A 22,939-nucleotide genomic window follows, 5' to 3' on the forward strand; every position below is an offset into this window, starting at 1 on the left:
GCCGGATGCGGATTCGACACGGGAGTGGTCGAGACGGCGGTCTTGGCGTGGGACGACGAGCTCTATGGTCGTCTCGAGATAGGGCTGACTCTGACGGGGTTGTCGAGTCGGCGGGTCAGGCGTGTCAATGCGGCTGCCTGTCGTATGCTTGGCCGGGACAGCGCAGAGCTTCTTGGCACCACGTGGACGGCTCCTGACGTCCGGTTCAGCGGTGGGAACTGGCGGGAGCTGGGTTCCTTACTGGGCTGCGGCAGCCCGGTGTCGCGTCGTTTGATACGGCTCGTGCGCCCTGGTGGGAGTGTCATTTACCTGCTGGTCAGCGCGAGCGTGACGGACGAGGTGGAATGCGGCGGGCTGACGGAGCGGTGCTGCCTTGGTCAGCTTATCGACGTGACCGTCGGGCAGACCGCGCGTGAACAACTCGCGCGGATTCTGGAAGACAGCCCAGTCTCCACGGCACTTGTCAACCGGGCCGGGCGAATAGCCGTCCTCGGGGGAGGCGTTATTCCAGGAATGGCCGAGGATCTCAAGGCAGCCGAGCATAAATCCGTGTTCGAAGTATTCAGCTACCTGCCGGATGCGACCGCGATGATCCGGCGCGCCATGGCGGGAGAGCCGAGCATCGGGCTGATGCAGGCGTTTGGCCGTTGGATCGACCTGCACATACGCCCGGCTCTCGCCGAGTCCGGCGAGGTCGACTGCATCGCCGCCATCGCCATCGACGTCACGGAACGCGAACAGGCCCAGGCGGACCAGCGCCTGCTGGCGGATCTTGCCGGCCAGGCGTTGCGCAGCATTGCACCGGAGGAGCTCTGGGATGAGGCCGCGCAGGTGGTCGCCCGCCGCTTCGACGCCATGGTCGCCGTGCACGTCGTCGTTCCCGACCGCGAGCTCCGCCTGGCTGCCATGGCCGGACCGGCGCCGCTCCCCGCGGTGGCCGTGAAGCTGTGGGAGAGCGCCAGGTCCGTTCTCGGCCCTCGGACCGTCGGGCCTGAAGGGAGGCCGCGGGAGAGGGACGATCCCGGCGAGGGGCGCGGCAAGCCCGTCGCGACCGCCACCGCCACCGCGGGCGGGGCTGGACGTGGCGTCCACCTGCTGTCGGTGCCGCTGGGCCAGCCCAGCGCGCCGAGTGCCGTGCTCACCCTGTACCGCGGGGACCAGCCGGCGGCCTCGACCCGCGGCCGGGCTGACGAACGGACTGTCGGAAAGTCCGCGACGGGGCCGTGGTCGACGCAGGAGCGGGAGTTCGCCGACGCGGTTGCCGGTGTGCTTGGCGCGGCGGCGGTGCGGTTCGCGATGGAACGGCTGGCCCGCTACCGGGCCTCGCACGACGAGCTGACGGACCTGCCGAACCGGGCCGCCCTCTTCGAGCGGTTATACGATGACCTCCGACACGGATTCGACGAGGGTGTGCAGACCGGGGTGATCTTCATCGACCTGGACAACTTCAAAACGATTAATGATTCTCGCGGTCATCTGGCTGGCGATGAGGTGCTCCGGCAGGTTGCCCGCCGGCTTCGGGCCGCGGTTCGCGCGAGCGATGTGGTGGCGCGGCTCGCCGGCGACGAGTTCGCCGTCGTCTGTCCGCGGGTGACCGGCGCGACCGAGGTCGAACGGGTGGCACGTCGGGTGCTGGCGAGCCTCGACGGACCGATCGCCCTGCACGGCGGGCGGGTGAACGTGACCGCCAGCGCCGGTGTCGCGGTGTCGGGATGCGACCTCACCGATGCCGACCGTCTGCTGAACGCCGCCGACATCGCCATGTACACCGCGAAGCGGGCAGGCCCGGGTCGGTGCTTCGTCCAACATGGCTGAGGGGTTCGACCGCTGTCCGAGGTGGACAGCGATCCGCTGGTCAGGGCATCAGTTCGTAGCCGGTGGCGCGGGCATGGTCGTCCTTGGGCCTCGCCGCCTCCACCTGGTTGCGTCCGTGCCGCTGGCCCGGTACAGGGCTTCGTCGGCGAGGCCGACCAGCCGCCGCTGGTGGTCGTCGGCGGTGGGGGTCAGCGCCGCGAAGCCGACGCTGATGGTGATGGTGATGGTGACCCCGCGGATCGCCGGGTGCGGCTCGGCGAGGTTCGCCACGGCGCGCCGGAGCTCCTCGGCCCGGCGACCAGCTTCCTCGGCCTCGGCGCCGGGCATGACGATGGCGAACTCCTCACCGCCGTAGCGGGCGGCCAGGTGCCCGGCACCGGTGTTCCTGGCCAGGCAGGCGGCGACCCGCTCGAGGCAGCGGTCGCCGGCGGGGCGCTGTTGCGTTCGGCGAAGGCGGTGCATGCCAGCGGCCGGGGCGGCTGTCGGTCAGACGGCGGCGGCGAGTTCGGTGGACGCGGCGGCGAGCCTCGGCCGTGGGTCGGCGGCGGCGGCGAGTTCGTAGTGGCCGCGTCGGATGTTCTGCACGAGGGCGTGGCCGGCGCTGACGGTCTGGACGGAGCGGAGACGTTTCAGACCGCGCATGGGCCGAAGCCTTGCCTTGAGCCGGCCGTGGTCGGCTTCGATCCGGTTGTTCTCTCGGGCGGCGTCGACGTGACAGGCCTCGGGGAGGAGCTCGTCGAGGATCCGCGGGTAGACCGGGGCCTTGTCGGTAGTGACCTTGACCGGCCGGCGCCCATGCGTCAGCGCTCGAACGAAGAATCGGCGGGCAGCCGCCTGGTCGCGGCGGGTGCTGGCCAGGACGTCAATGACCTGGCTGTGCTGGTCGACCGCACGGTAGAGGTAGGTCCAGCGGCCGGCGACCTTGACGTAGGTCTCATCGATGAACCACCTCCCGCCAGGCCGGTGCCGGTACGACCGGGCCGCGTCGACCAACAGGGGCGTGAAGCGCTGCACGCAACAGGTCAGCGAACTTCACTTTTCACGCGGACCGCCGCCTGAGCTGATCTCCTCCGTCGGGCGGGCAGGCTGCGCCTCACCCCGGGTTCTCCTGGCCGTGCAAGAGCGTCGACGGTCCGGCCGTGCCTGCTGGGTGCTGTGCGCTCTTGCACGGTCGGGAGGTTCTGGGGTAACCCCTCGGGTGTCCGACCGGCGGAGGCGATCAGCGGTCCCGCGCGGCCGATACTCGGCGACCTGCGGCGGCTCCTCCCTGTGGGGCTCCAGAACCCCGATTCGGGCGGTGACCTGCATGTTTGCCTGCCGGACGGGGCCCGTGTCGGGCAGGCTGGATGGCCATGGTGTGGTCGCTGCTCTACGCCCTGACACGCAACACTCTCGGACTGATGCTGCTCCGGGTCCGTGGGGACACCGCGAAAGAGGCGGAGCTCCTCGTCCTGCGGCAGCAAGTGGCGGTGCTGCGACGGCAGGTGAACCGGCCGGCGCTGGAACCGAAGGATCGGGTGATCCTCGCAGCCCTGTCCCGGCTGCTGCCCCGGGCCCGCTGGGGTTCGTTCTTCGTCACCCCCGCCACCGTGCCGCGCTGGCACCGGGAACTCCTCGCACGACAATGGACCTACCCACGGAAGTCGCCCGGACGGCCACCGGTCCGCCGGGAGATCCGCGATCTGGTCCTGTGCCTCGCACGGGAGAACCCGACCTGGGGCCACCGCCGGATCCACGGCGAGCTCGTCGGGCTGGGTTACACGGTCGGGGTCGCCACTGTCTGGCGGATCCTGCACCGCGCCGGTGTCGACCCCGCACCCCGCCGGGCCGACACCTCCTGGCGCACGTTCCTGTCCGCCCAGGCCCGCTGGCCTGCTGGCCTGCGACTTCTTCACCGTGGACACCGCGTTCCTCCAACGGATCCACGTGCTCTTCGTCGTCGAACACACCACCCGCCACGTCCACGTCCTCGGGGCCACGAAACACCCGACCACGGCGTGGGTCACCCAGCAGGCACGGAACCTGCTGATGGACCTCGACGAGCGTGGCCACCGGTTCCGGCTCCTCATCCGTGACCGCGACACGAAATTCACGGCCTCGTTCGACGCTGCCTTCGCCGGGGCCGGCATCGACGTGATGCGCACACCGCCACAGTCACCGAAAGCGAACACGATCGCGAAACGCTGGGTCGGCACCGTCCGCCGCGAATGCACCGACCGACTACTGATCGTCTCCGAACGGCACCTGACCTCGGTCCTTACCGGCTACGTCGAGCATTTCAACACCCACCGGCCCCACCGCTCCCTCAGCCAGCACCCACCCGACTCACCACCCGTGGTCACCCCGACCCCGGGTTCCACCGCCCGTCGCACACGCATCCTCGGCGGGCTGATCAACGAGTACCGCAACGCCGCCTGACGACACCCCCAGACGATCACGTCAGCCACAGAAGACCAGCTCCCAGGCCGAAACCCGAATTTCGGAGCCCCACAGGGTCGCAGTGGTCAGACAAGGCAAGCCCCGGCGTCCACCGGTAGTGCGACTCCGGTGATGTAGCGCGCTTCGTCCGAGTGCAGGTAGAGCACGGCGTTGGCGACGTCGATAGCCTCGATCCACGGCACGTCGAGCAGGTGGCGCTTTCGAGCGGCGTCCTCGGCACTGATCCCGGCCTCGGCTCCCGAGGCGATCAGAGCCTGGGTCGACTCGTTCGTGATCATCCTTGTCTTCGTCATCGTGGGATGCACGGAGTTGGCCCGGATGCCGTGTGGAGCGAGCTCGACAGCCAGGTTGCGCATCAGCCCCACCAGCCCATGCTTAGCCGTGACGTAGTGGGCGACGCCGGCCTCGGCCCGCAGCCCCGCCACTGAACTGGTGAGCACGATGGACCCACCGCCGGCGGCGATGAGATGGGGTGCGGAGGCACGCACGGTGTGCCAGGAGCCGGTGATGTGCACGTCGAGCAGGTCCCGCCACTGCGTCTCGGTGAGGTCAAGCACGCCGCCGTAGGAGACCATTCCCGCGTTGGCGCAAACCAGATCGAGCCGCCCCAGCTCGCGGACCCCGGCCTCGATCGAGGCCACGACTGCGTCCAGGTCCCGGACGTCCGCGTATCCGGTGACCACGCGGCGGCCGAGCGACCGCAACGCCTCAGCCGTGCATTCGAGGTCATTGGCTCCGCTCATCGCGTAGCTGGTTAACCCCGGATCGGCCGCAAGGTCAAGCGCGATGATGTCGGCCCCCTCCTCGGCCAGCCGCAGCGCGGATGCGCGGCCTAGCCCCCGCGCGGCACCGGTGATTACCGCGACCTTGCCTTCGACACGTCCCACGCCGAACGTCCTCTCCTGGTGAGGGTGATTGCCTAGTCGGCCCGCCTTCCCTCAGGGCGAGCGGTAGAGCCCGCGGCCCGCACGGGAAGAGCTGGTCGTAGTCGAGCTCGCCGACCGTCCGGGCCAGGTCCGGGTAGGTCCCGAACAGGGTGGGTAGAGCGATGCTGATCTGGAGCTTGGCCAGGGCAGCGCCCAGGCAGCGACGGAAGCCGCCGTCGAAGTCGGCTGGGCACTGGTCGCGCCGGCACATGTCAAGGCAATCCGGATCGGGCCGCCGCTGGGCGTCCCGGTCAGCCGAGCCGTCATCCCGGACCAGCGCGGCCTGCTCCGGGTACTCCAACAGGGCAAACGCGGCGTTGGCGAGCAGGTTGGCCTCCCCCCGAGGTAGGGCAGCACGAGCTTGGAGACGACCGCGTGGTCGCTTAGCTGGTCACCGTCGGCCTCGAAGTGGGTCAGCAGGCTTGATCATATTGGGTGCTCAGCTCAGGCCATAACACGCTGCTTGCCCGTCGCCAGCGTCAGCTCCTTCGGCCCCCGCACCACAAGCAGCGGGTACTCCAGCTCCTCGGTGAGGTTCTGCATCCAGGGGAAGGCGCGGAACAGGCGCGGCAATGCCTCCTGCAGCTGGGCCCGGGCCAGCGGCGCGCCGACACACAGGTGCGGGCCGCCGCCGAAGGAGACACCCCGCTTCACCACTCGGCGCAGGTCGAGCTCGTCAGGACGCTCGTACTCGCGCTCGTCCCGGTTCGCCGAGCCGAGCAGGCACATCACGGTCTGTCCCTCCTCGATCCGCTGACCGCCGATCTCCACCGGTTCGTTGGCGTAACGCGTGAGCATCTGGAAGGAGCTGTCGTAACGGAGCAGCTCATCGAAGGCCGTGGCGTGGACGACCCCGGCGTCGTGCCGCAGCAGCTCGGCCTGGTCCGGCGCGGCCAGCAGGGCGAGGGTGGAGTTGGCCATGAGGTTCGCGTTGGTGTCCTCACCGCCGAGGTAGAGCAGAATCGAGTTGGCGATGATCTCCTCTTCGGTCAGCCGCTCTCCGTCGATCTCGGCTTGGACCAGCAGCGAGATCAGGTCGTCCTTCGGGTTGCGGCGCCGGTCACGCACGTGCTCGGCAAAGTACTCGGACAAGGTGACCGTGCTGTCCGAGATCTGGACCAGCTCGGCTCTGCTGAGGTCCTGCTCGAGGAGCCGTTGCACGTTCTTGGTCAGCGAGTGGCACCAGTCGATGTCGCTGCGCGGCACACCGAGCATGTAGCAGATCGTGCGCAGCGTGACCGGGTAGCAGAACTGCGAGACCAGGTCGAACTCGTCGCGCTCGACCAGCTCGGCCAGCAGCTCGTCGACGATCGCCGCGATGTCGGGCCGCAGTCGATCCGCGGCCCGCGTGGTGAAGGCCGAGGTGAACAGCCGGCGTACGCGACGGTGCGCCTGCCCATCGTGGAAGATCATCATCGCGTCATGGATTTGGATGAGCGGCAGGTCTGGATTCTCGATGGCCCAGGCGAACGGGTGTTCCTTGCCCAGCCGCTTGTCGCGTAACGCGAACAGGCAGTCCTGGTGCCGGGCCACTGTCCAGAAGCCCAGGTCGTTCCACTCCACTGGGGCTTCGGCCCGCAGTCGAGCGTAGGCCGGATAGGGATCGGCCTTGATCGCCGCCGCCGTCGGATCGAATCGCATGTATCCGCACCCCTCGATGCCCGCAGTTTCGTCGCGTTCTCAGTATTGCATCTCTGGAGTAATTTAGGTCACGCGCCCGAGCTCGCGCAAGCAGATCCGACGGACTGCTGCCGGCCGAGCTGGTCGAACCCTTTGCTGGTAGGCGGGGCATCCGTGATGATCACCCGGCGTGGTGTGCGGCGTCATTCCCTGCCGAGGGAACGTTTGGTTCCCGCCGCCATCACCAGCCTGAGCTGGGAAGACACCGTGATGGGGTACCGGTTTGTTCGGCTTGCGACGGGCCGGCGTTGGCGTCTGATGGCGACGAGCCGGGACGACATCGGACCCGCGAGGGGCCGCTGGTGGCCGTGGCGTGGCGACGAGGCGTCGAGCTGGGGAGCGTCTGGAGGCTGCCAGCGTGTCCAACACGTGGGGTCCGCGCTCGCGTCGAATGGCACGCCGCCGTCACCTGATTGCTGTCGGGTACTGCTCCAGCTCATGGCCGGCGCCGACCATTACAGTAGCTAGCTGGCCGCACGTCTCGCGGGGATGCGCTCGGCGAACCGGCGCATCCCGGGGATCGCGTCTCGGGACCGCGCCCAGGGTGTCACGATGACCCGGTCCACCCCCGAGGCGAGCCAGCCGGCGACGTCCACATCCTCCCCCGGCGGGGCTGCGACGGTGGTGGTCAGCGGCCGGGTGCGGCCGTGCCGGGCGGCGGCGTTGCGCAGGCTGGCCAGCGGCGCCTCGACGGAGGCGGGCGTATCGTGCATCCCGATCCATCCGTCGCCGGACCGGACGGCCCTGCGCAGGGCGGGCGGTGACTCTCCGCCGACGTGCACCAGCAGGGGATCCTGGACTGGCTTCGGTTCGAACCGGACGGCTGGGAACCGGAAGAACTCGCCGTCGTGCCGCGGGACGGGCTCCGTCCACAGACTGCGGCATGCCGGCGGCGGCCCACTCCGCCGGCATCCACCCGGCGCCGATCCCCAGCTCGACCCGACCGGCGGACACCACGTCCAGCGTCGCCACCGCCCGCGCCACCGCCAGCGGGTGCCGCAGGCCGAGCTGGTAGACGTACGTTCCGAGGCGCAGCGTCCGCGTCCTCGCCGCGATCGCGGCGAGGTAGACCAGCGAGTCGAACACCGGGGTCTCGGGGCGGATCGGCAGGCGACCGTCCGGGTAGTCCGCGGCGTCCATCTCGGCGGGCAGCACCAGGTGGTCCGACATCCACACTGACTCGAAACCGAGCCGCTCGGCCTCCTGGGCCACCTCCGTCCATGCGCCTGGTGACACGCGCAGGAGGGAGATGCCGAAGTGGGTCACAGGCGCCGCAGCGCGTCCGAGCCGCCGATGAAGGTCGCCACCGCGACCCCGGCAGCGGTCACGAACGACATGATCAGGGCGATCGACGCGACCGTGGGGTAGGCCCCGTTCTGCCAGTTGTCGAACAGGACGGTGCCCATCACCTGCTGGAACGGGGTGCGGACCAGGACCGATGCGGTGAACTCGTGGGTGAGCAGCACGAACATCAGCGCCGACGACGCTCCGATGGCCGGACGCAGCAGGGGGAACACGATGCGGACCTTCGTCCGCAGCAGGCCCGCGCCGGAGGTCCGGGACGCCTCCTCGTAGGAGGTTCCGAGTGCCATGATCGCCGACATCTGCATCCGGGTGGCGAACGGGAGCATCAGGGTCACGTAGACGAGGATGATGATCCACGAGGTGCCGTACAGGACCAGCGGCGGCTGGGTGTAGACGAGCAGAAAGCCGACGCCGAAGAGGACCGCGGGGATGCCGAGCGGGCTCGACACGATGAGATCCAGCAGCACCCGGGCGACCCGGCCGCCCCGCTGGCTGCCGCGGAGCAGGATGGTGGCCGCGACAAAACCGACCGGCAGCGCGATCAGGACCGCTACCGCGGAGAAGACCACGCTGTTGCGGATGGCGTCCAGGACACCGTCCGTCGACAGCACCGTCGAGATGTTGTGGAAGGTGAACACCGACGGCTCGATGCGTCCCGACCAGTAGGGCGACAGCGCGACCGAGATCAGCGCCAGCACGGGCAGCAGCGTGGAGAGCACGAAGTACAGCATGATGCCCAGCGCCGCGCCGTACGAGGGCCTCGCCAGGCTCCGGAACCCGCCCTTGCCGCCGTGGGTGACGAAGCGCCGCTGATTGCCGAGGGCGAGTTTCTGGCCGATCACGACGAGCAGGCCGAATACCAGCAGCGGGGATCCCAGCGCGGCGGCCCCGGCCTGGTCGACCCGGAAACCGTTCACCTTCTGGAAAATGGCGGTGGTAAGCACGTCGACGCCCTGGTTCGTCCCCAACAGCAGCGGCGCGGTGAACTGGCCCAGCGCCATGAGAAGCCCGACGCCGGCACCGTAGATCAACGACGGGCGCAGGAGCGGGAGCACCACCTTGAAGAAAGTCGCCGAAGCGCTGGAGCCGTGCACATAGGCCGCCTCCATCAGCTCGCCGTTGACGTTGGCGAGACCGGAGCTGACGAAAAGGTAGATGAAGGCGGACAGCCCGATGCCGACGACGAACACGATCCACGGAACGGTGTACACGTCGATGGGCCCCTGATCGAGCCCCGACCACCACGGCAGCTTCCGCAGGGCCGTGTTGATGTAGCCCGGGCCCGGGCTCAGCAGGAACGACCAGCCGACGACCGATGCGATGGCGGGCACGACGATCGGCAGGACCGGCAGGATCCGCAGCCAGCGGAGCCGGGGCGGGAGGCGTTCGGCCCACCAGGCGAGCATCGTGCCGAGGACCAGCGCAATGGCCAACGCGCCGAGGGCCAACCAGACGGTGGTGAGGATGACCTCGCCGATGTTGGATGCGCCGAAGGCCCGCTCGTAGCCCCGCCCGCCGTTCGCCAGCGCCTGGGACTGCAGTTCGACGAGCGGTCCGAAGACCATCAGCCCGAGGACGAGCACGAACGCCCACACCAGCGCGGACCTCCCCGCGGGACGGAGGCGACCGTCCAGCAACGCTCCGCGGCCCGGCCAGGCAGCGGTGTCGGACCCGTCGGTGTCCGGCTGGCGGAACGCCACGTCAGAGTCGGTGGACATCAGACGACCGACAGTTCACTGATGCCCATCGCCGCTCCGGTCTCCCGGTCGAAGCAGCGGGCTCTGGCCAGGGCGAACCGGACGGCGATCTCGGACCCTCTGGGCACCTGGTCGACCCAGCAGTGGGTACCCTCCAGCTCGCACTGCGCGTGCAGGCGGAAGCCGCCGACATCCACCGCCACGTCGAGCACGTCGCCACCGAAGATCGAGTCGATCAGGGTGCCGACCACGTGCACGGTCCCCTCCTCCGTAGGAACGTCGGGCGGGACGACGCGCAGGTCTCCAGCCCGGATACGGAGAGCGACGCTCGACAGCGACCGGTCGACGGCGAGATCCGCGAACGGGATCTGCATGGACGTCCCAGGGATCCGCCAGCCCTCGGGATGGCGTTCGAGCTCCAGCCTGTTCGCCATCCCGATGAACGAGGCGACGTAGTCGGACGCCGGTGCCGCCCAGATCCGCCGCGGATCGTCGACCTGCTCGATACGCCCACTGTTCATGATCACCGCGCGGTCGGCCAGCGCGAAGGCCTCCGCCTGGTCGTGGGTCACGAAGACCGCCGTGAAGCCGAGATCAGCATGCAACTCATGCATCTGGGCCCGGACCTGGTCCCGGAGCTTCGCGTCGAGGTTCGACATCGGCTCGTCGAGAAGAACCAGCTCCGGCCGGGCGACGAGGCCGCGGGCCAACGCGATCCGCTGCTGCTGCCCGCCACTGAGCTCACTGGGAAGCCGATCGAGCAGGCTCTCGCAGTCGACCAGACGCGCCATGTCCCCGACCCAGTCCTCAGCGATCCCCCGCGACAGCTTCCGGGCCCGCAGCGGATACGCGATGTTGCGGCGGACGGAGAGGTGCGGCCAGAGCGCGTAGCTCTGGAAGACCATGCCGATGCTGCGCCGGTCCGGCGGCAGATTGATCCTGGTGGCCGAGTCGTAGACGACCTTGCCCTGCAGTTCGATCCGACCCTCGTCGGGAGACTCCAGCCCCGCGATGCACCGCAGCGTCGTGGTCTTGCCACATCCGCTCGGGCCGAGCAGGACGATGAACTCCCCGTCGTCGATGGTCAGCTGGAGGTGGTCGATCGCCACCGTCGGGGGACGGCCATCGAACCGCTTGACGATGCCATCGACTTTCACGGTCATGAGAGGCGTCCTTCTGGCCGAATCCGATGTCCCGTGCTCATCGTCGGAACAGCTTCGTCCAGGTCGCCAGGTGGTCGTCCACGAACTCGTCAGTGAACTTGTTCGGGTCGGTGGCCTCCACCTTGTCGATGGTGATCGGCGAGCCCGGAACGTTCGGCAGCGCGGATGCGGAGTTCTCCGCCACGACGTCCTGCCCCTCGGATGTCACCAGGAAGTTCGCAAGCACCTGTGCGGCGCACGGGTGTGGCGCCCCCGCCAGAACGCTGGCGTAAAAGTGCGACCCCGGGTACGAGCCTCCTGAGGGCAACACGTAGTCCACCGGGGCACCAGCTGCCTTCCGGGGGGCGATGAGTGACGGCGACATGATCGTCGTGGCTGCCACCTCGCCGGCGGCGAGCGCTTCGATGGACTGCACCTGGCTGGGGTACACCCGGGGGGCGAGCGCGGCGAGAGCGGGCAGGAAGTCCGGGCCCTCGGTCCTCTCCATCCAGAGGTAGTGATCGAGGATCACGTTCGACACGGACGGGTCCTGGATCGCGATGCGTCCACGCAGCTCGGGCTTGAGGAGATCCGAGTAGTCCTTGAGGCCGGCCGGCAGGAGATCGGTGTTCCAGGCGGGCACGAAGAACGGGCTGTTGGTCTGGAAGTACTGGCTGTCCGCGTGCCGGTACTCCGGCCGGTAGTCGGGGCTGTCGAACGCCGGGCCGGCGGTCGCGCGCAGCTCTCCGGCCTCGGCCATGCGCTGGAACGTGAGCGGGGACGCCGTCTGGACGACGTCGGCGACCACCTTGCCGGTCTTGATCTCGGCGTCGACCCGCTGGTGGATCGTCGCGTCGACGTCGCGGTAGGACTCGACGCGGATCCCGTACTTGGCGTTGAGCGCCTCGCCGACCGCCTTGTTGAGATTGGGAATGTTCGAGGAGTAATAGGTGACCGTGCCCTCTTCGCGGGCGCAGGATAATATTTGGTCCCAGGTCATTCCCGCGGTCCTGTCGGAGTTCTCCGAGCTGGCGGACCCGCCGCCACCACAACCCGCCGCGAAGACGAGGGAACCGAGTATCAGCGCGGCGAGCCGGGTGTTACGTAAATGGTGCCCCTTGTCGATCATCACTGTTTCTCCTCCGAATTTCGACGAATCCGCTCCAGTCGGATGTCGTACGCACCAGGAAACGGGGATAAAGTTCTCGGGGCGGGTGCTCGACCTCGAAAACTCCCGAACCTGGGGCGCGTCAGGCGACTTTCCGCGGATGCTGTAGCGGCTGGCTATCGGCCACGCAGGGTTCGGCGACCGATAGTCCCGCGGTCCGACTGGCGCGCCACCACAACGGGCACCGGCGTTACCGATGACGTCGACGTGCCCGTTCAAAACCTCGTGGACATGTGCGCCCGGGACGGGCGTCAGAGATCGAGATGGTAGATGCGGGCGGCGTTGTCCTGCAACAGCAGTCGCACGGTCTCGTCCGGCAGATCGGCCATCGCGGCGAGCAGGTACTCCCGCGGCGTCGTCGCGATCGACGCCGGGCCGGGCGTCATGCTCGTCGGGTGCGGGAAATCCGTCTCGTACATGAAGTTCCGCGCCCCGACCTGGCTGATCGCGCTCATCGCGGTGTCCCGCTCGAACCAGAAACACCCGTAGACCTGCCGCAGGAAGTACTCCTTCGGCGACAGCTCGTACTCCGGGTGCTCCTGCGGAACACCGCAGTTGTACCACTGCCAGTCCAGCGCCTCGAGCGCGAACGGGATCCAGCCCACGCCGCTTTCCACCGAGACGATGTTCAGCTCCGGGAACCGGTGGCAGATACCGCCACAGATCACCCGGACGATGGCCGCCGCGTTACCCATGAAGTTGAGGACCGCGAGCGAAGCCGAGTTGGCGTGCTTCCCACCGGGGTGCGTCGGGTACGCGGAGATGTCCCCCGACCCGATGTGGAAGTTGATCGGCAGGCCGACCTCCTGGGCCTTCGCCCAGAGCGGGTCCCAGTGAGGGTCCTCCAGGAACGGCTGGCCCCAGTTCTCGGGCGCCGCCGTCATGATCAGACCCTTGTGCCCGGCCGCCGCGACCCGGTCGATCTCCTTGGCCGCCAGCTCCAGGTCCCAGAACGGAACGGCGCTGATCGGGATGTAACGGCCCGGCGCGACACCGGCGAAATCTGTCAGGAAGTCGTTGTAGGCGCGCACCAGATCCAGCATCAGATCCGGATTTTCGACCTTCGTGAAGTTGCCCCCGCCGAAGCCCGCCACGTTTGGATAGAGGACCTGCGCGTGGATGCCGTCCTCGTCCATCCGCTTGAGTCGCGCCGCCGGATCCCACGCCGCCCGGTCCGCGTCCTCCAGCCGCAGCGGATGATCCGGCTGGTACTCGTGCCAGCCCGCCATCGCCGCCGCCGCCACTCCCAACATCCGCTGGTCCCCGACGAACCACGCCGGGTCACCCGACGCGTCCGGCCGGATGTGCGGCACCAGCGAACCCCACTTGCGCACCGACACCCGTGAGGTCCACAGATCCGGTGGCTCCACCACATGGGTGTCCGTGTCAATGATCTTGATTTCGTCTAACAGCGCCGGATCCATCAGTCTCACGCCCCTTCGTCACCCCAGCGATGGGCAGCGCCGCGCACCTGGCACCGCCCAGGTACCGGGCGGCGGCCACGACGATCCACCATAAGCACGCGAACCAGAATATCTAGATCGCGAATTATTCGGATCCTCGCATGGCACCAACCCCTGGTCAAGCGCCACCACTGCCAGTGATGACAGACCCACCGCACCCGCTCTCATATGCTCTAACACTAGAGTATATTGGGCCGTAGGGAATCTTGCGCCGGGACTCGACCCAGACATCGAAGGCTTCCGTACCAGGCGTTCCCCAAGCACCCCGAGCCCCGGCATCACAGCTGGAGGCACCGCGAACGTCCCCGCCGCACAGCGCGGACAGCGCGGAATGCTTCGCTCGATTCAGGGCAGAACTTCGGCGCACCCACGTTCCGATCGCGCTCCTCGCGGCGGCCCGCGCCGAGGTTCCCGCACCGGGGCCGTCCGGAGTTGCGACGAACGCCCTGGTCGCCCGCCCGAGGTCCGCGACGATGCGGACGCCGGCGTCCCCGCGCGCACAGCCCGCCCGCCCCACGACGGAGCTCCGACACCTGGCAACATGATCGAGAAGCCACGCGTTGACACTGCACGACAACAGTGTGAGGATTAGACTATCGATGGCTCGACTATTCAGGTTGCGATCGGGCCTCGCCGGTTCCAGGGCCGATACTCACACATCGTTGCCCGCCCGGCGAACCGCGACCTCGGTACGACGGACGGGCGAGAGGTGCCGCCATGACGACGCACGAGCAGATCTACCTTGACGGAACATGGGTGACGCCGGACGGCACCGAGGAGGTGTCGGTTCCGAACTCCACGACCGGGAAGGAGATCGGCACCATCCGACTCGGGTCGGAGAAAGACGTCACCGCCGCCGTGGAGGCAGCCCGCACAGCCTTCACCACGTGGAGCGATACTCCGATCGCGGAGCGCATCCGGATCCTCGACGAGATGACCCGGATCCTGACCTCCCGCCATTCCGAGCTCAGCGACCTGTTCTCCCAGGAGGTCGGGACGCCCACCGCCCAGGCGGGGGCCTTCCAGGGGCTGGCGACGAGCCTGTTCGGGATGTACGCCCAGAAGGCGTCGACGTTCGACTACGAGGACCGACGAGGAAACATCACCGTCCTCCGAGAGCCGATCGGGGTGGTCGGCGCAATCACGCCGTGGAACTTCCCCCTCCTCCTCATGTGCCTCAAGGTCGCTCCGGCACTCGCGGTGGGATGCACCGCCGTGCTTAAGCCCGCGCACATCGCGCCGCTCTCGGCATACGCGCTGGCGGAGGCGGCGGACGCGGCCGGCCTCCCGCGCGGGGTCCTGAACGTCGTACCGGGCGGTCCGCGGGCCGGAGAGGCCCTCGTCGCGCACCCGGACGTCGACATGATCTCCTTCACCGGCTCGACCAAGGCCGGCCGCCGGATCAGCGCTGTCGCCGGTGAGACGATCAAGCGGGTCACCCTCGAACTGGGCGGCAAGTCCGCGCTCGTCGTGTTGGACGACGCCGATCTCCAGGCGGCCGTCACCACCGGCATGCAGTCGGTGACGACCAACAATGGCCAGGGCTGCGCCTGCCTGACCCGCGTCGTCGTTCCCCGTGCACGGCTCGCCGAAGCCGAGGAGATGGCCCGCGCCTTCGCCGAGTCCACCGTCATCGGCGATCCTCGCGACCCGGCCACGACGCTGGGGCCGATGGCCTCGGCCGAACACCGCGACCGGGTCGACGGCTACATCCGTACGGGGATCGACGAGGGCGCCCGACTGGTGTCCGGAGGTCCGGGCGCTCCGGACCGGTGGTCTGGCGGCTTCTTCGTCCGCCCCACGGTCTTCACGGTCGAGGATGTCTCCGCCACCATCGCCCAGCAGGAGATCTTCGGGCCCGTGCAGGTGCTCATCCCACATGACGGCGACGACGACGCGGCTCGGATCGCCAACGCGACCGTCTACGGGCTCGCCGGCGCCGTCTTCGGTACCGACCCGGACCGGATTCGGCGGGTCACCCGGCTGATGCGCACGGGGAAAGTCGACATCAACGGTACGACCTTCGACCCGGAGGCCCCGTTGGGCGGCTACCGGCAGTCGGGCAACGGCCGCGAGTTCGGCGACTACAGCCTGGAGGAGTTCCTGGAGACGAAAGCGGTGGCGGACCTGACCGCCGGAGCCTGAGCCCGGCGCACCGGCGCTGAACGACACGCGCGGTCCGTCATACCGGAGCAACAGCCTGAACGGGGCGGACGTCGCGCGCACTGCGTCGGCCCGGCCGGGTGCCGTGGACGGTCGACCACGAGGAGACACATGGAAATAAGACTCGACGGGCGGGTGGCCCTCGTCACCGGTGCTTCGAAGGGCATCGGGCTGGCGATCGCGACCGGGTTCGCCCGGGCAGGCGCTTCGGTGATGCTCGTCTCGCGCAAGAAGACCGCGCTGGACGAGGCCCTTGAAGGCCTCCCGTCCTCCTGCGCGGCGTTCGCCGCCAACGCCGGCGACCCGGACGCCGCGGCCGCGGCGGTCGAGGCGACCCGCGCGCAGTTCGGCCGGGTCGACATATTGGTCAACAACGCCGCGACGAACCCGTACGTGGGGCCCCTCAGCGAGATCGACCTGGCCCGCGCCGAGAAGACCGTGCTGGTCAACCAGTACGGGCCGATTCTCTGGTCGCGCCTGGCGTACGACGCCTGGATGCGTGAACACGGCGGGGTGATCCTGAACGTCGCCTCGGTCGGCGCCTACGTCGTCTCGCCCGGGATCGGGTACTACGACGCCACGAAGGCCGCCCTGCTGTCGATCACGAAACACCTCGCGTGGGAGATGTCGCCGAAGGTCCGGGTGAACGCCATCGCCCCGGGCGTCGTCAAGACCGAGATGGCCCGCGCGATCTGGGAGGGCCACGAGCAGGAGATGATCGCCGGCTCCCTGCTCGGGAGGCTGGGTGAGCCGGAGGACGTGGGGAACCTCGCGGTCTTCCTCGCGTCCGACGCCGCAAGCTGGATCACCGGCTCGACCTACGTCATCGACGGGGGCGCACTCGCGGTTCCCCCCGGCGGGACGCACATGCAATGAGCGCCACCCGGGTGTCAGCGGCGAGCGCGCTGACGAATCTGGCCGGTCGCTTCCGCCTGCCCGGGATCGACCTGCAGGCGGACTGCTACGGCGACCCGGGCGGGGTGCCGGTCGTGTTCGCGCACGGCGGCGGCCAGACCCGGCACGCCTGGGGAAGCGCGGCCACGGCGGTCGCCCGGGACGGGTACTGGGCGATCTCGCTCGACCTGCGCGGGCACGGCGAGAGCGGCTGGGCGGAGGACGGCGACTACACGTTCGCGGTCTACGCCCGCGATCTGAGCCTGCTCGCCGCCACCCTGCCCAACCCGCCGATCTTCGTCGGCGCCTCGGTCGGCGGCCTCGCGGCGCTGCTGACCGTCGGCGAGTTCGGAACGGCGGCCAAGGCACTTGTCCTCGTTGACGTCGTCCCGGACCCCGCCGTCGAGGGCTCCGAGCGCGTGCTGGCGTTCATGCGCAGCGGCATCGACGGCTTCGACAACGTCGAGGCCGTCGCCGACGCGATCTCCGAGTACCTACCCGAACGGCGCCGGCCGACGGACCTGACCGGCCTGCGCAAGAACCTCCGCCAGCACGCCGACGGCCGGCTGTTCTGGCACTGGGATCCCCGCCTCGTCGCCGGGAACCGCCTTCCGAGCCGGGAGGACGTAGCCCGGTTCTACCGGGCCAGCAGCGCGATCACCGTGCCCGCGTTGCTGCTGCGCGGCGGACGCAGCGACGTCGTCGTCAACGATGGCGTGCAGGGTCTACTCGACTCCAACCCGCTGTTCGAGCTCGAAGAGATCGCCGACGCTGGCCATATGGTCGCCGGCGACCGCAACGACCGCTTCACTGAGGCACTGCGCCGGTTCCTACAGCGGCTCGACCCCGACACCGCCCGTCCGGTCCCGCGTTCGCAGCACCCGTGAGTCGGGGGGCGACACAGGCGCCGCGACCGAGAGGACACGAGAGTGGACATCAGACTGGACGGCCGGACGGCTCTGATCACCGGGGCGTCGAGCGGGATCGGACTGAGCATCGCCGAGGCGTTCCTCGAGGCGGGCGCCTCAGTCATGCTCACCTCGCGGAAGGAGGAGTCACTGCGTGCCGCGTCCGAGCGCCTCGGCGAACGCTGCGACTTCCGGACAGCCAACGCGGGCGATGGCGACGCCGCCGTGCGCTGCGTCGGGGACACCCTCGACCGGTTCGGCGGCCTCGATATCCTGGTCAACAACGCCGCGACGAACCCCTTCTACGGCTCCCTGGTCGACCTGGACCTCCAACGGGCCCAGAAGACAGTGCAGGTCAACCAGTTCGGCCCGGTGACGTGGACCGCGGCTGCCTGGCACGCGGCGATGCGGGACCACGGCGGCGCCGTCCTCAACCTCTCGGCCATCGGCGCCTACCGGGTGGCACCCGGACTCGGCTGGTACGAGTCCACCAAGGCAGCTCTGAACCACCTCACCGAGCAGCTGTCCTACGAGCTGGCGCCGCAGGTCCGGGTGAACGCCATCGCGCCGGGCCTGGTGAAAACCGAGCTGTCGCGTGCGCTGTGGTCGGAGCAGGAGACACAGCTCGCCCGCTCGACGCTCCTGGGCAGGCTCGGCAGGCCCGAGGACATCGCCCGCGCCGCGACCTTCCTCGTCTCCAACGCGGCGTCCTGGATCACCGGGACCACACTGGTGGTCGACGGGGGGATGCTCTGCGTACCCCCGGCGCAGGAGGTGATGGGAGCGGCACTCGAACGCGGGGAGAAAGCCGCCCCCGGCGATCCGGTGGCCGCCCGATAGCCTTCCGGCCGCTTCGCGTTCGCAGCAGAAACGACGTATGACGATTTGCCTGATGCGGTGGTCGAGGCGACCAAGTGACTCGTATCCGAACGACGAGGAGGAACCCTCGATGGCCGCGAGCCTCCAGACACTCATCGACGAGCGCGAGATCGTAAATGTCTGTCTCAACTATGCGCAAGCGTTGGACAGGTCGACGGGGACAGCTCGACGTCGGCCTGCTATCTACAGGCACAGCACGTGCGTGACGGTCTCGCCGACGGTAGCAATTTCATCATTGCCGGACGGTACAGCGATTATTTCGTCCGGCGTCCCGAGGGCTGGCGAATCGCGCGCCGAGAATTTGAGATCTGGTGGGCTGAGGGTAATCAGGCTGTGATAGCGAAGCCCTCCTCGTAGCCACGGCCGAAACTTTGCGGCGTGAGATCAGACCTCGCTTGGACTCCTGGCAGATGCCGTGGCAGCACCACCCGAAGTTTTCAGAAGGTGGGTCCGAGATCCCGTGCCACCTCGCCAATGGTCGTCGTTAGTCCCTCTGAGCTGGGGTTATGTATTGCAGCGGCACTGGCTGCCAGCGTCGTCCAGCACGATTTTCATCGTTTCCGCGGGGTAAGCATAAGGCCTCTCCTATGCTGATCAAGCCGGTTCGGCCCTCTTGCCCGCTTGGCGCTTGGCGGTAATGAGCATGGCCCGTCCCCCTCTGGCCCTCAACCCACGGCCGCAGAGTAGCAGCGTTACGGCGGTTACCGAGCCCGGTGCTGCTCCCGCGAGTTCGACGGGCGCGCATGCCCAATGTGCGCCAAGCCGTCTACGGGACAGACCCGCCGTGGCCGGACCGAGATCGGCGCAGGAAGGCTGGTGTCCCCGACGAGGTGGAGTTCGCGACCAAGTCGCGGCATGCGATTCCTCCTGAGCCCTCATACCGCTAGGCAAGCGGTTGGGGGTACAGAACACTTCCCGGAAACAGGCTAACCGCGCCCGGACCAGGGACCGTTTGGACAGAATTTTTACCATCAGTTGCGAAAACTCTACGGGAGACGACTGTAGGCCCCTGGCCACGGGCCGGACGGGGCACGGAGAACCTCGTCGAAAAGCACTTTCTTGAAGTTTTCGATCACGTTTCTATTCTTGCGAGCAAGAGGCAGTCCAAACGCGGTGGCCGCGTCGAGGACAGTTTCACCGGAAGTCACAATGTCGACGAGACCGGCCGCCTTAGCGGTGGCCGCATCGTAGCGCTTTCCTGTGGCGACCATCTCCATGATCGTGGGGTGCGGAAGCTTGGCGCGTAGCAGAAGCGTGTCCTCAACGGCAAGGGGATAGCCAAGATCCACGTTGAGAAGAGACAGGAAACCCTGCCCCGGCCGCATAACGCGGAAGTCATGTGACAACGCAAGCATAAGGCCGCTGGCGACAGCGTTTCCCTGAATTGCGGCGATGGACACCATCGGCAGCGTCAGAAACCTCGCGTAGAGCCGATGGACCTCGACGACAAAGGAAGCGATCTCATCTTCGTCTACCTTGAACACCCAGGCGACATTCACGCCAATACACCAATGTCCCCCTGAGCCGATGGTGACGAGGAAGCATGGCGACGGCGTCTGCTCTATCTCGTCCAGCAACAAATTCAACTGAGAGAGAGTGTCCGTGTCTAACGGGTTCCCGTCGGCGCCGAGGTCGAGGATCAGCGCGGGCCCATTTCTGCGCAGAGAAGGTCTTGATGTTCGATAGGTAGCCAATTGCCCCCCCAAATGAGCCCCATTCCCCGCCTCGCGACCCCACATAGCTGAATTATATACCGACACCGCCATGTCAATATTGGAGCTGTCCGATTCCACCTACAGGTCGACCTTTAAGTGATATGCGACTTACAGGTCGTTTCAGAATGATCCGCCGAGTTTCCGAAGGCAGATGATCGAGCAGGCGAGGCTGAGGAACGCCTGGTGGATGTCGACGCGGCGTTCCCAGCCGGGTGCGGAGCCGGCGGAACTGGTGCAGCCAGGCGAATGTCCGCTCCACAGGCCAGCGTTGATGGCCCAGGCCGGTGCCGTGAGGCTTCCCGCAGCGGGCGATGATCGGGGTGATTGCCCCGGGCAGCCAGCTGGCGGCGGTATTTCACATGGTCGTAGGCCCGGTCGGCGAGCAGGTAACGGGGCCGTCCTCGCCGGCCGCGGATCGGCGGGATCGCCTCGACCAGCTGGATGAACTAGTACTAGGGTGCATATCTGGTTGTGATCTGTCTGCGGGATTCGTCCTGGTGGCGGGGGTTGGTCCGGTAGGTCGTCGTGTATGACACGGGTGCAGTTGACGGACGAGGAGTGGGCGTTTGTCGAGCCCTACTGTGCTGAGTCGCTGATTCGCTGGCAGTATGCGGCGAGGGTTTCAAGGATCTCGTCGGCGGTCTTGGCCCAGACGAACGGCTTCGGGTCCTTGTTCCAAGCGTTGATCCATTTACGGATGTCAGCTTCGAGTTCGACGACCGACCGGTGCGTGGATCGGCGCAGCTTGCGGTTGGTCAGCTCGGCGAACCAGCGTTCGACCAGGTTCATCCACGACGCCGACGTCGGAGTGAAGTGCAGGTGGAAGCGGGGGTGGCGCAGCAGCCAGTTCTTCACCGCAGGGGTCTTGTGGGTGGCGTAGTTGTCCAGGACCAGGTGCAGGTCGTAGCCCTTCGGGACGGATCCGTCGATCAGCTTGAGGAAACGCAGGAACTCCTGGTGGCGGTGCCGCCGGTAGGTCTGCGCGATCACCGAGCCCGACGCCGGGTCGAGCGCGGCGAACAGGCTGGTCGTGCCATGGCGGACGTAGTCATGGGTCATCCGCTCGGGCGTGCCCGGCATCATCGGCAACACCGGCGCGGTCCGGTCCAGGGCCTGGACCTGCGATTTCTCGTCGACGCAGAGCACGATCGCCTTCTCCGGCGGGTCCAGGTAGACCCCGACCACGTCACGGACCTTGTCCACGAACAGCGGGTCCGTGGACAGCTTCCAGGTCTCGACCAGGTGCGGTTTCAACCCGAACGCCCGCCACATCCGCGACACCGTCGACTGCGACAACCCACTGGCCCTCGCCATCGACCGTGACGACCAGTGCGTGTCACCGTTCGGCGGCTTCTCCTCCAACGTCCTCGCGATCACCGCCTCGACCTGCGCGTCGGTGACCTTCCGCGGCGCCCCCGGACGTTCCTCGTCCGACAGGCCTTCCAGCCGGTCGACCGTGAACCGGTTCCGCCACTTCGCCACCGTTCCCCGGGTGATCCCCAGCCCGGCGGCGACCCCTGAGTTCGTCCCGCCGTCCGCGCAGGCCAGCACGATCCGCGACCTCAACGCCAGCGCCTGCGCGGTCTTGCGTCGCCGGGCCCACCCCTCCAACACCGCACGCTCAGCAGCCGACAACTCGATGGGTTCCGCACTCGGGCCAGGCACCAACCCATTCTATCCGCGCACGAATCTAAGACTCAGCACACTACCTGCCGATTGGCAGGTTCGGGCCGTATCCGCAGCGGCTGCGGGCGCAGTTCGAGGGGGTGGTGTGGCGGTTTCGGACGGGTGGGCAGTGGCGGGAGATGCCGGCGGAGTTCGGTGCCTGGCCGACGGTCCACAACCGGTTCCGGCAGTGGCGGGACGCCGGTGTCTTCGAAGCCCTGCTGGAGGGCATGGTCGCCGAGGCCGCGAAGCGGGGTGAGGTGGACCTGTCCCTGGTCAGTGTGGACTCCACCACCGCCCGGGCGCACCACGACGCTGCCGGGATGCACCTGGCCGAGGACGTGATCGCCGCCCTGGAGAAGGCCGCCACCGAGGAGGAGAAGACCCGGCAAAAAGGGGCGGCACGCAGGGACAAGACGGGCAGAACGTCGTGGACGACCCCGGGCGGGAGCAACGGCGACGCCTCCGGCGCCGACGCAAGGTCCGGCTGACCGCTGCTCTGCTCGGACGGTCGCGGGGCGGGCAGACCAGCAAGGTCCATCTTGCCGCTGACCGGCGGTGCCGGCCGTTGGCGTTCGTGCTGACCGTCGGGCAGGCCGCGGACAGCCCGCAGTTCATACCCGTGCTGGAGAAGGTACGAGTGCCCGGGCCGGTCGGTCGTCCCCGCACCCGACCCGGGGCGGTCGCCGGAGACAAGGCGTACTCGTCGCGCGGCAACCGTGCCTACCTGCGCGGACGTGGCATCAAGGCCGTCATTCCCGAGAAGGCCGACCAGGCCGCCAACCGCATGAGGAAGGGCAGCAGGGGCGGGCGCCCCGTCCGCCACGACGCTGATCTCTACAAGGAACGGAACACCGTCGAACGTCTGATCAACAAGTTGAAGGCCTGGCGGGGCATCGCCACCCGCTACGACAAGACCCCGGGCAGCTACCTTGCCGGCCTTCACCTCCGCGCCTCGATGATCTGGATCAAGGAGTTCACCCGGACCCCCCTTTGATCACAACCAGATACGCGCCCTAATAGACGCCGACAGGTAGAGCAGCTCCGCGCCGAGCCCTTCGATCTTGCGAGGCTCCAAAA

At 68.0% G+C, this 22,939-nt stretch carries 14 protein-coding genes and 5 pseudogenes; 7 read left to right on the plus strand and 12 right to left on the minus strand.

The features are described from left to right. Positions 1-144 precede the first annotated feature (144 nt). Positions 145-1,815: a sensor domain-containing diguanylate cyclase gene (locus FRANEAN1_RS21605; protein WP_020461949.1), complete on the plus strand. Its 1,671-nt coding sequence runs from the start codon at positions 145-147 to the stop codon at positions 1,813-1,815. A 48-nt stretch (positions 1,816-1,863) separates the two neighbouring features. Here the strand turns inward: FRANEAN1_RS21605 and FRANEAN1_RS21610 are convergent, their stop codons facing one another. Both FRANEAN1_RS21610 and FRANEAN1_RS21615 read right to left on the minus strand, forming a co-directional pair. Further along, the gene (locus tag FRANEAN1_RS21610) at positions 1,864-2,277 is read right to left on the minus strand and encodes a GGDEF domain-containing protein (RefSeq protein ID WP_020461950.1); all 414 of its coding nucleotides are present in this window, start codon (positions 2,275-2,277) and stop codon (positions 1,864-1,866) included. A 24-nt stretch (positions 2,278-2,301) separates the two neighbouring features. Beyond that, positions 2,302-2,829: pseudogene (locus FRANEAN1_RS21615) on the minus strand (IS6 family transposase); the annotation flags it as partial. A gap of 296 nt (positions 2,830-3,125) precedes the next feature. Between FRANEAN1_RS21615 and FRANEAN1_RS43885 the strand changes: the two are divergent. Next, positions 3,126-4,233: pseudogene (locus FRANEAN1_RS43885) on the plus strand (integrase core domain-containing protein). 86 nt (positions 4,234-4,319) lie between these two features. On the opposite strand, the gene FRANEAN1_RS21625 reads toward FRANEAN1_RS43885, so the two are convergent. From FRANEAN1_RS21625 to FRANEAN1_RS21655, 7 genes and pseudogenes are all read right to left on the minus strand, one after another. Continuing rightward, positions 4,320-5,141 carry a mycofactocin-coupled SDR family oxidoreductase gene (locus FRANEAN1_RS21625; protein ID WP_020461952.1) on the minus strand — a complete coding sequence of 274 codons (822 nt, stop codon included), beginning with the start codon at positions 5,139-5,141 and terminating at the stop codon, positions 4,320-4,322. Between the two features lie 483 nt (positions 5,142-5,624). Further along, entirely contained in the window at positions 5,625-6,821 is a 1,197-nt protein-coding gene (locus tag FRANEAN1_RS21630) for a cytochrome P450 (RefSeq protein WP_020461953.1), read from the minus strand. Positions 6,822-7,324: 503 nt separating this feature from the next. Beyond that, positions 7,325-8,030: pseudogene (locus tag FRANEAN1_RS21635) on the minus strand (LLM class flavin-dependent oxidoreductase). A gap of 92 nt (positions 8,031-8,122) precedes the next feature. Then, positions 8,123-9,883, minus strand: a complete 1,761-nt coding sequence (locus FRANEAN1_RS21640; protein WP_020461955.1) for an iron ABC transporter permease — start codon at positions 9,881-9,883, stop codon at positions 8,123-8,125. Then, positions 9,883-11,025: an ABC transporter ATP-binding protein gene (locus FRANEAN1_RS21645; protein WP_020461956.1), complete on the minus strand. Its 1,143-nt coding sequence runs from the start codon at positions 11,023-11,025 to the stop codon at positions 9,883-9,885. Before FRANEAN1_RS21645 ends, FRANEAN1_RS21640 begins: the two co-directional genes overlap by 1 nt. 37 nt (positions 11,026-11,062) lie before the next feature. Further along, positions 11,063-12,133 carry an extracellular solute-binding protein gene (locus FRANEAN1_RS21650; protein ID WP_020461957.1) on the minus strand — a complete coding sequence of 357 codons (1,071 nt, stop codon included), beginning with the start codon at positions 12,131-12,133 and terminating at the stop codon, positions 11,063-11,065. A gap of 290 nt (positions 12,134-12,423) precedes the next feature. Continuing rightward, positions 12,424-13,596, minus strand: a complete 1,173-nt coding sequence (locus FRANEAN1_RS21655; RefSeq protein ID WP_041254570.1) for an amidohydrolase family protein — start codon at positions 13,594-13,596, stop codon at positions 12,424-12,426. Between the two features lie 756 nt (positions 13,597-14,352). Between FRANEAN1_RS21655 and FRANEAN1_RS21660 the strand changes: the two genes are divergently transcribed. From FRANEAN1_RS21660 to FRANEAN1_RS21675, 4 genes are all read left to right on the plus strand, one after another. Then, on the plus strand, positions 14,353-15,780 hold the full coding sequence (locus FRANEAN1_RS21660) for an aldehyde dehydrogenase family protein (protein ID WP_020461960.1): 1,428 nt from the start codon (positions 14,353-14,355) through the stop codon (positions 15,778-15,780). A 129-nt stretch (positions 15,781-15,909) separates the two neighbouring features. Beyond that, positions 15,910-16,674: an SDR family oxidoreductase gene (locus FRANEAN1_RS21665; RefSeq protein ID WP_020461961.1), complete on the plus strand. Its 765-nt coding sequence runs from the start codon at positions 15,910-15,912 to the stop codon at positions 16,672-16,674. Continuing rightward, positions 16,671-17,579: an alpha/beta hydrolase gene (locus tag FRANEAN1_RS21670; RefSeq protein WP_020461962.1), complete on the plus strand. Its 909-nt coding sequence runs from the start codon at positions 16,671-16,673 to the stop codon at positions 17,577-17,579. The genes FRANEAN1_RS21665 and FRANEAN1_RS21670 overlap by 4 nt, the downstream gene beginning before the upstream one ends. 42 nt (positions 17,580-17,621) lie before the next feature. Then, on the plus strand, positions 17,622-18,440 hold the full coding sequence (locus FRANEAN1_RS21675; RefSeq protein WP_020461963.1) for an SDR family oxidoreductase: 819 nt from the start codon (positions 17,622-17,624) through the stop codon (positions 18,438-18,440). 1,025 nt (positions 18,441-19,465) lie between these two features. Here FRANEAN1_RS21675 and FRANEAN1_RS39355 read toward each other — a convergent pair. From FRANEAN1_RS39355 to FRANEAN1_RS21685, 3 genes and pseudogenes are all read right to left on the minus strand, one after another. Continuing rightward, positions 19,466-20,272 (minus strand): enoyl-CoA hydratase/isomerase family protein, encoded by an 807-nt coding sequence (locus FRANEAN1_RS39355; protein ID WP_020461964.1) that lies wholly within the window; start codon positions 20,270-20,272, stop codon positions 19,466-19,468. Positions 20,273-20,314: 42 nt separating this feature from the next. Further along, positions 20,315-20,637: pseudogene (locus FRANEAN1_RS43890) on the minus strand (transposase); the annotation flags it as partial. Positions 20,638-20,770: 133 nt separating this feature from the next. Further along, positions 20,771-21,859 carry an IS630 family transposase gene (locus FRANEAN1_RS21685; protein WP_020461965.1) on the minus strand — a complete coding sequence of 363 codons (1,089 nt, stop codon included), beginning with the start codon at positions 21,857-21,859 and terminating at the stop codon, positions 20,771-20,773. 44 nt (positions 21,860-21,903) lie between these two features. Between FRANEAN1_RS21685 and FRANEAN1_RS39360 the strand changes: the two are divergent. Continuing rightward, positions 21,904-22,856 (plus strand): annotated as a pseudogene (locus FRANEAN1_RS39360) (IS5 family transposase). Positions 22,857-22,939 lie beyond the last annotated feature (83 nt).

Origin of the sequence: Parafrankia sp. EAN1pec (genome assembly GCF_000018005.1) — a bacterium.
GTDB lineage: Bacteria > Actinomycetota > Actinomycetes > Frankiales > Frankiaceae > Parafrankia > Parafrankia soli.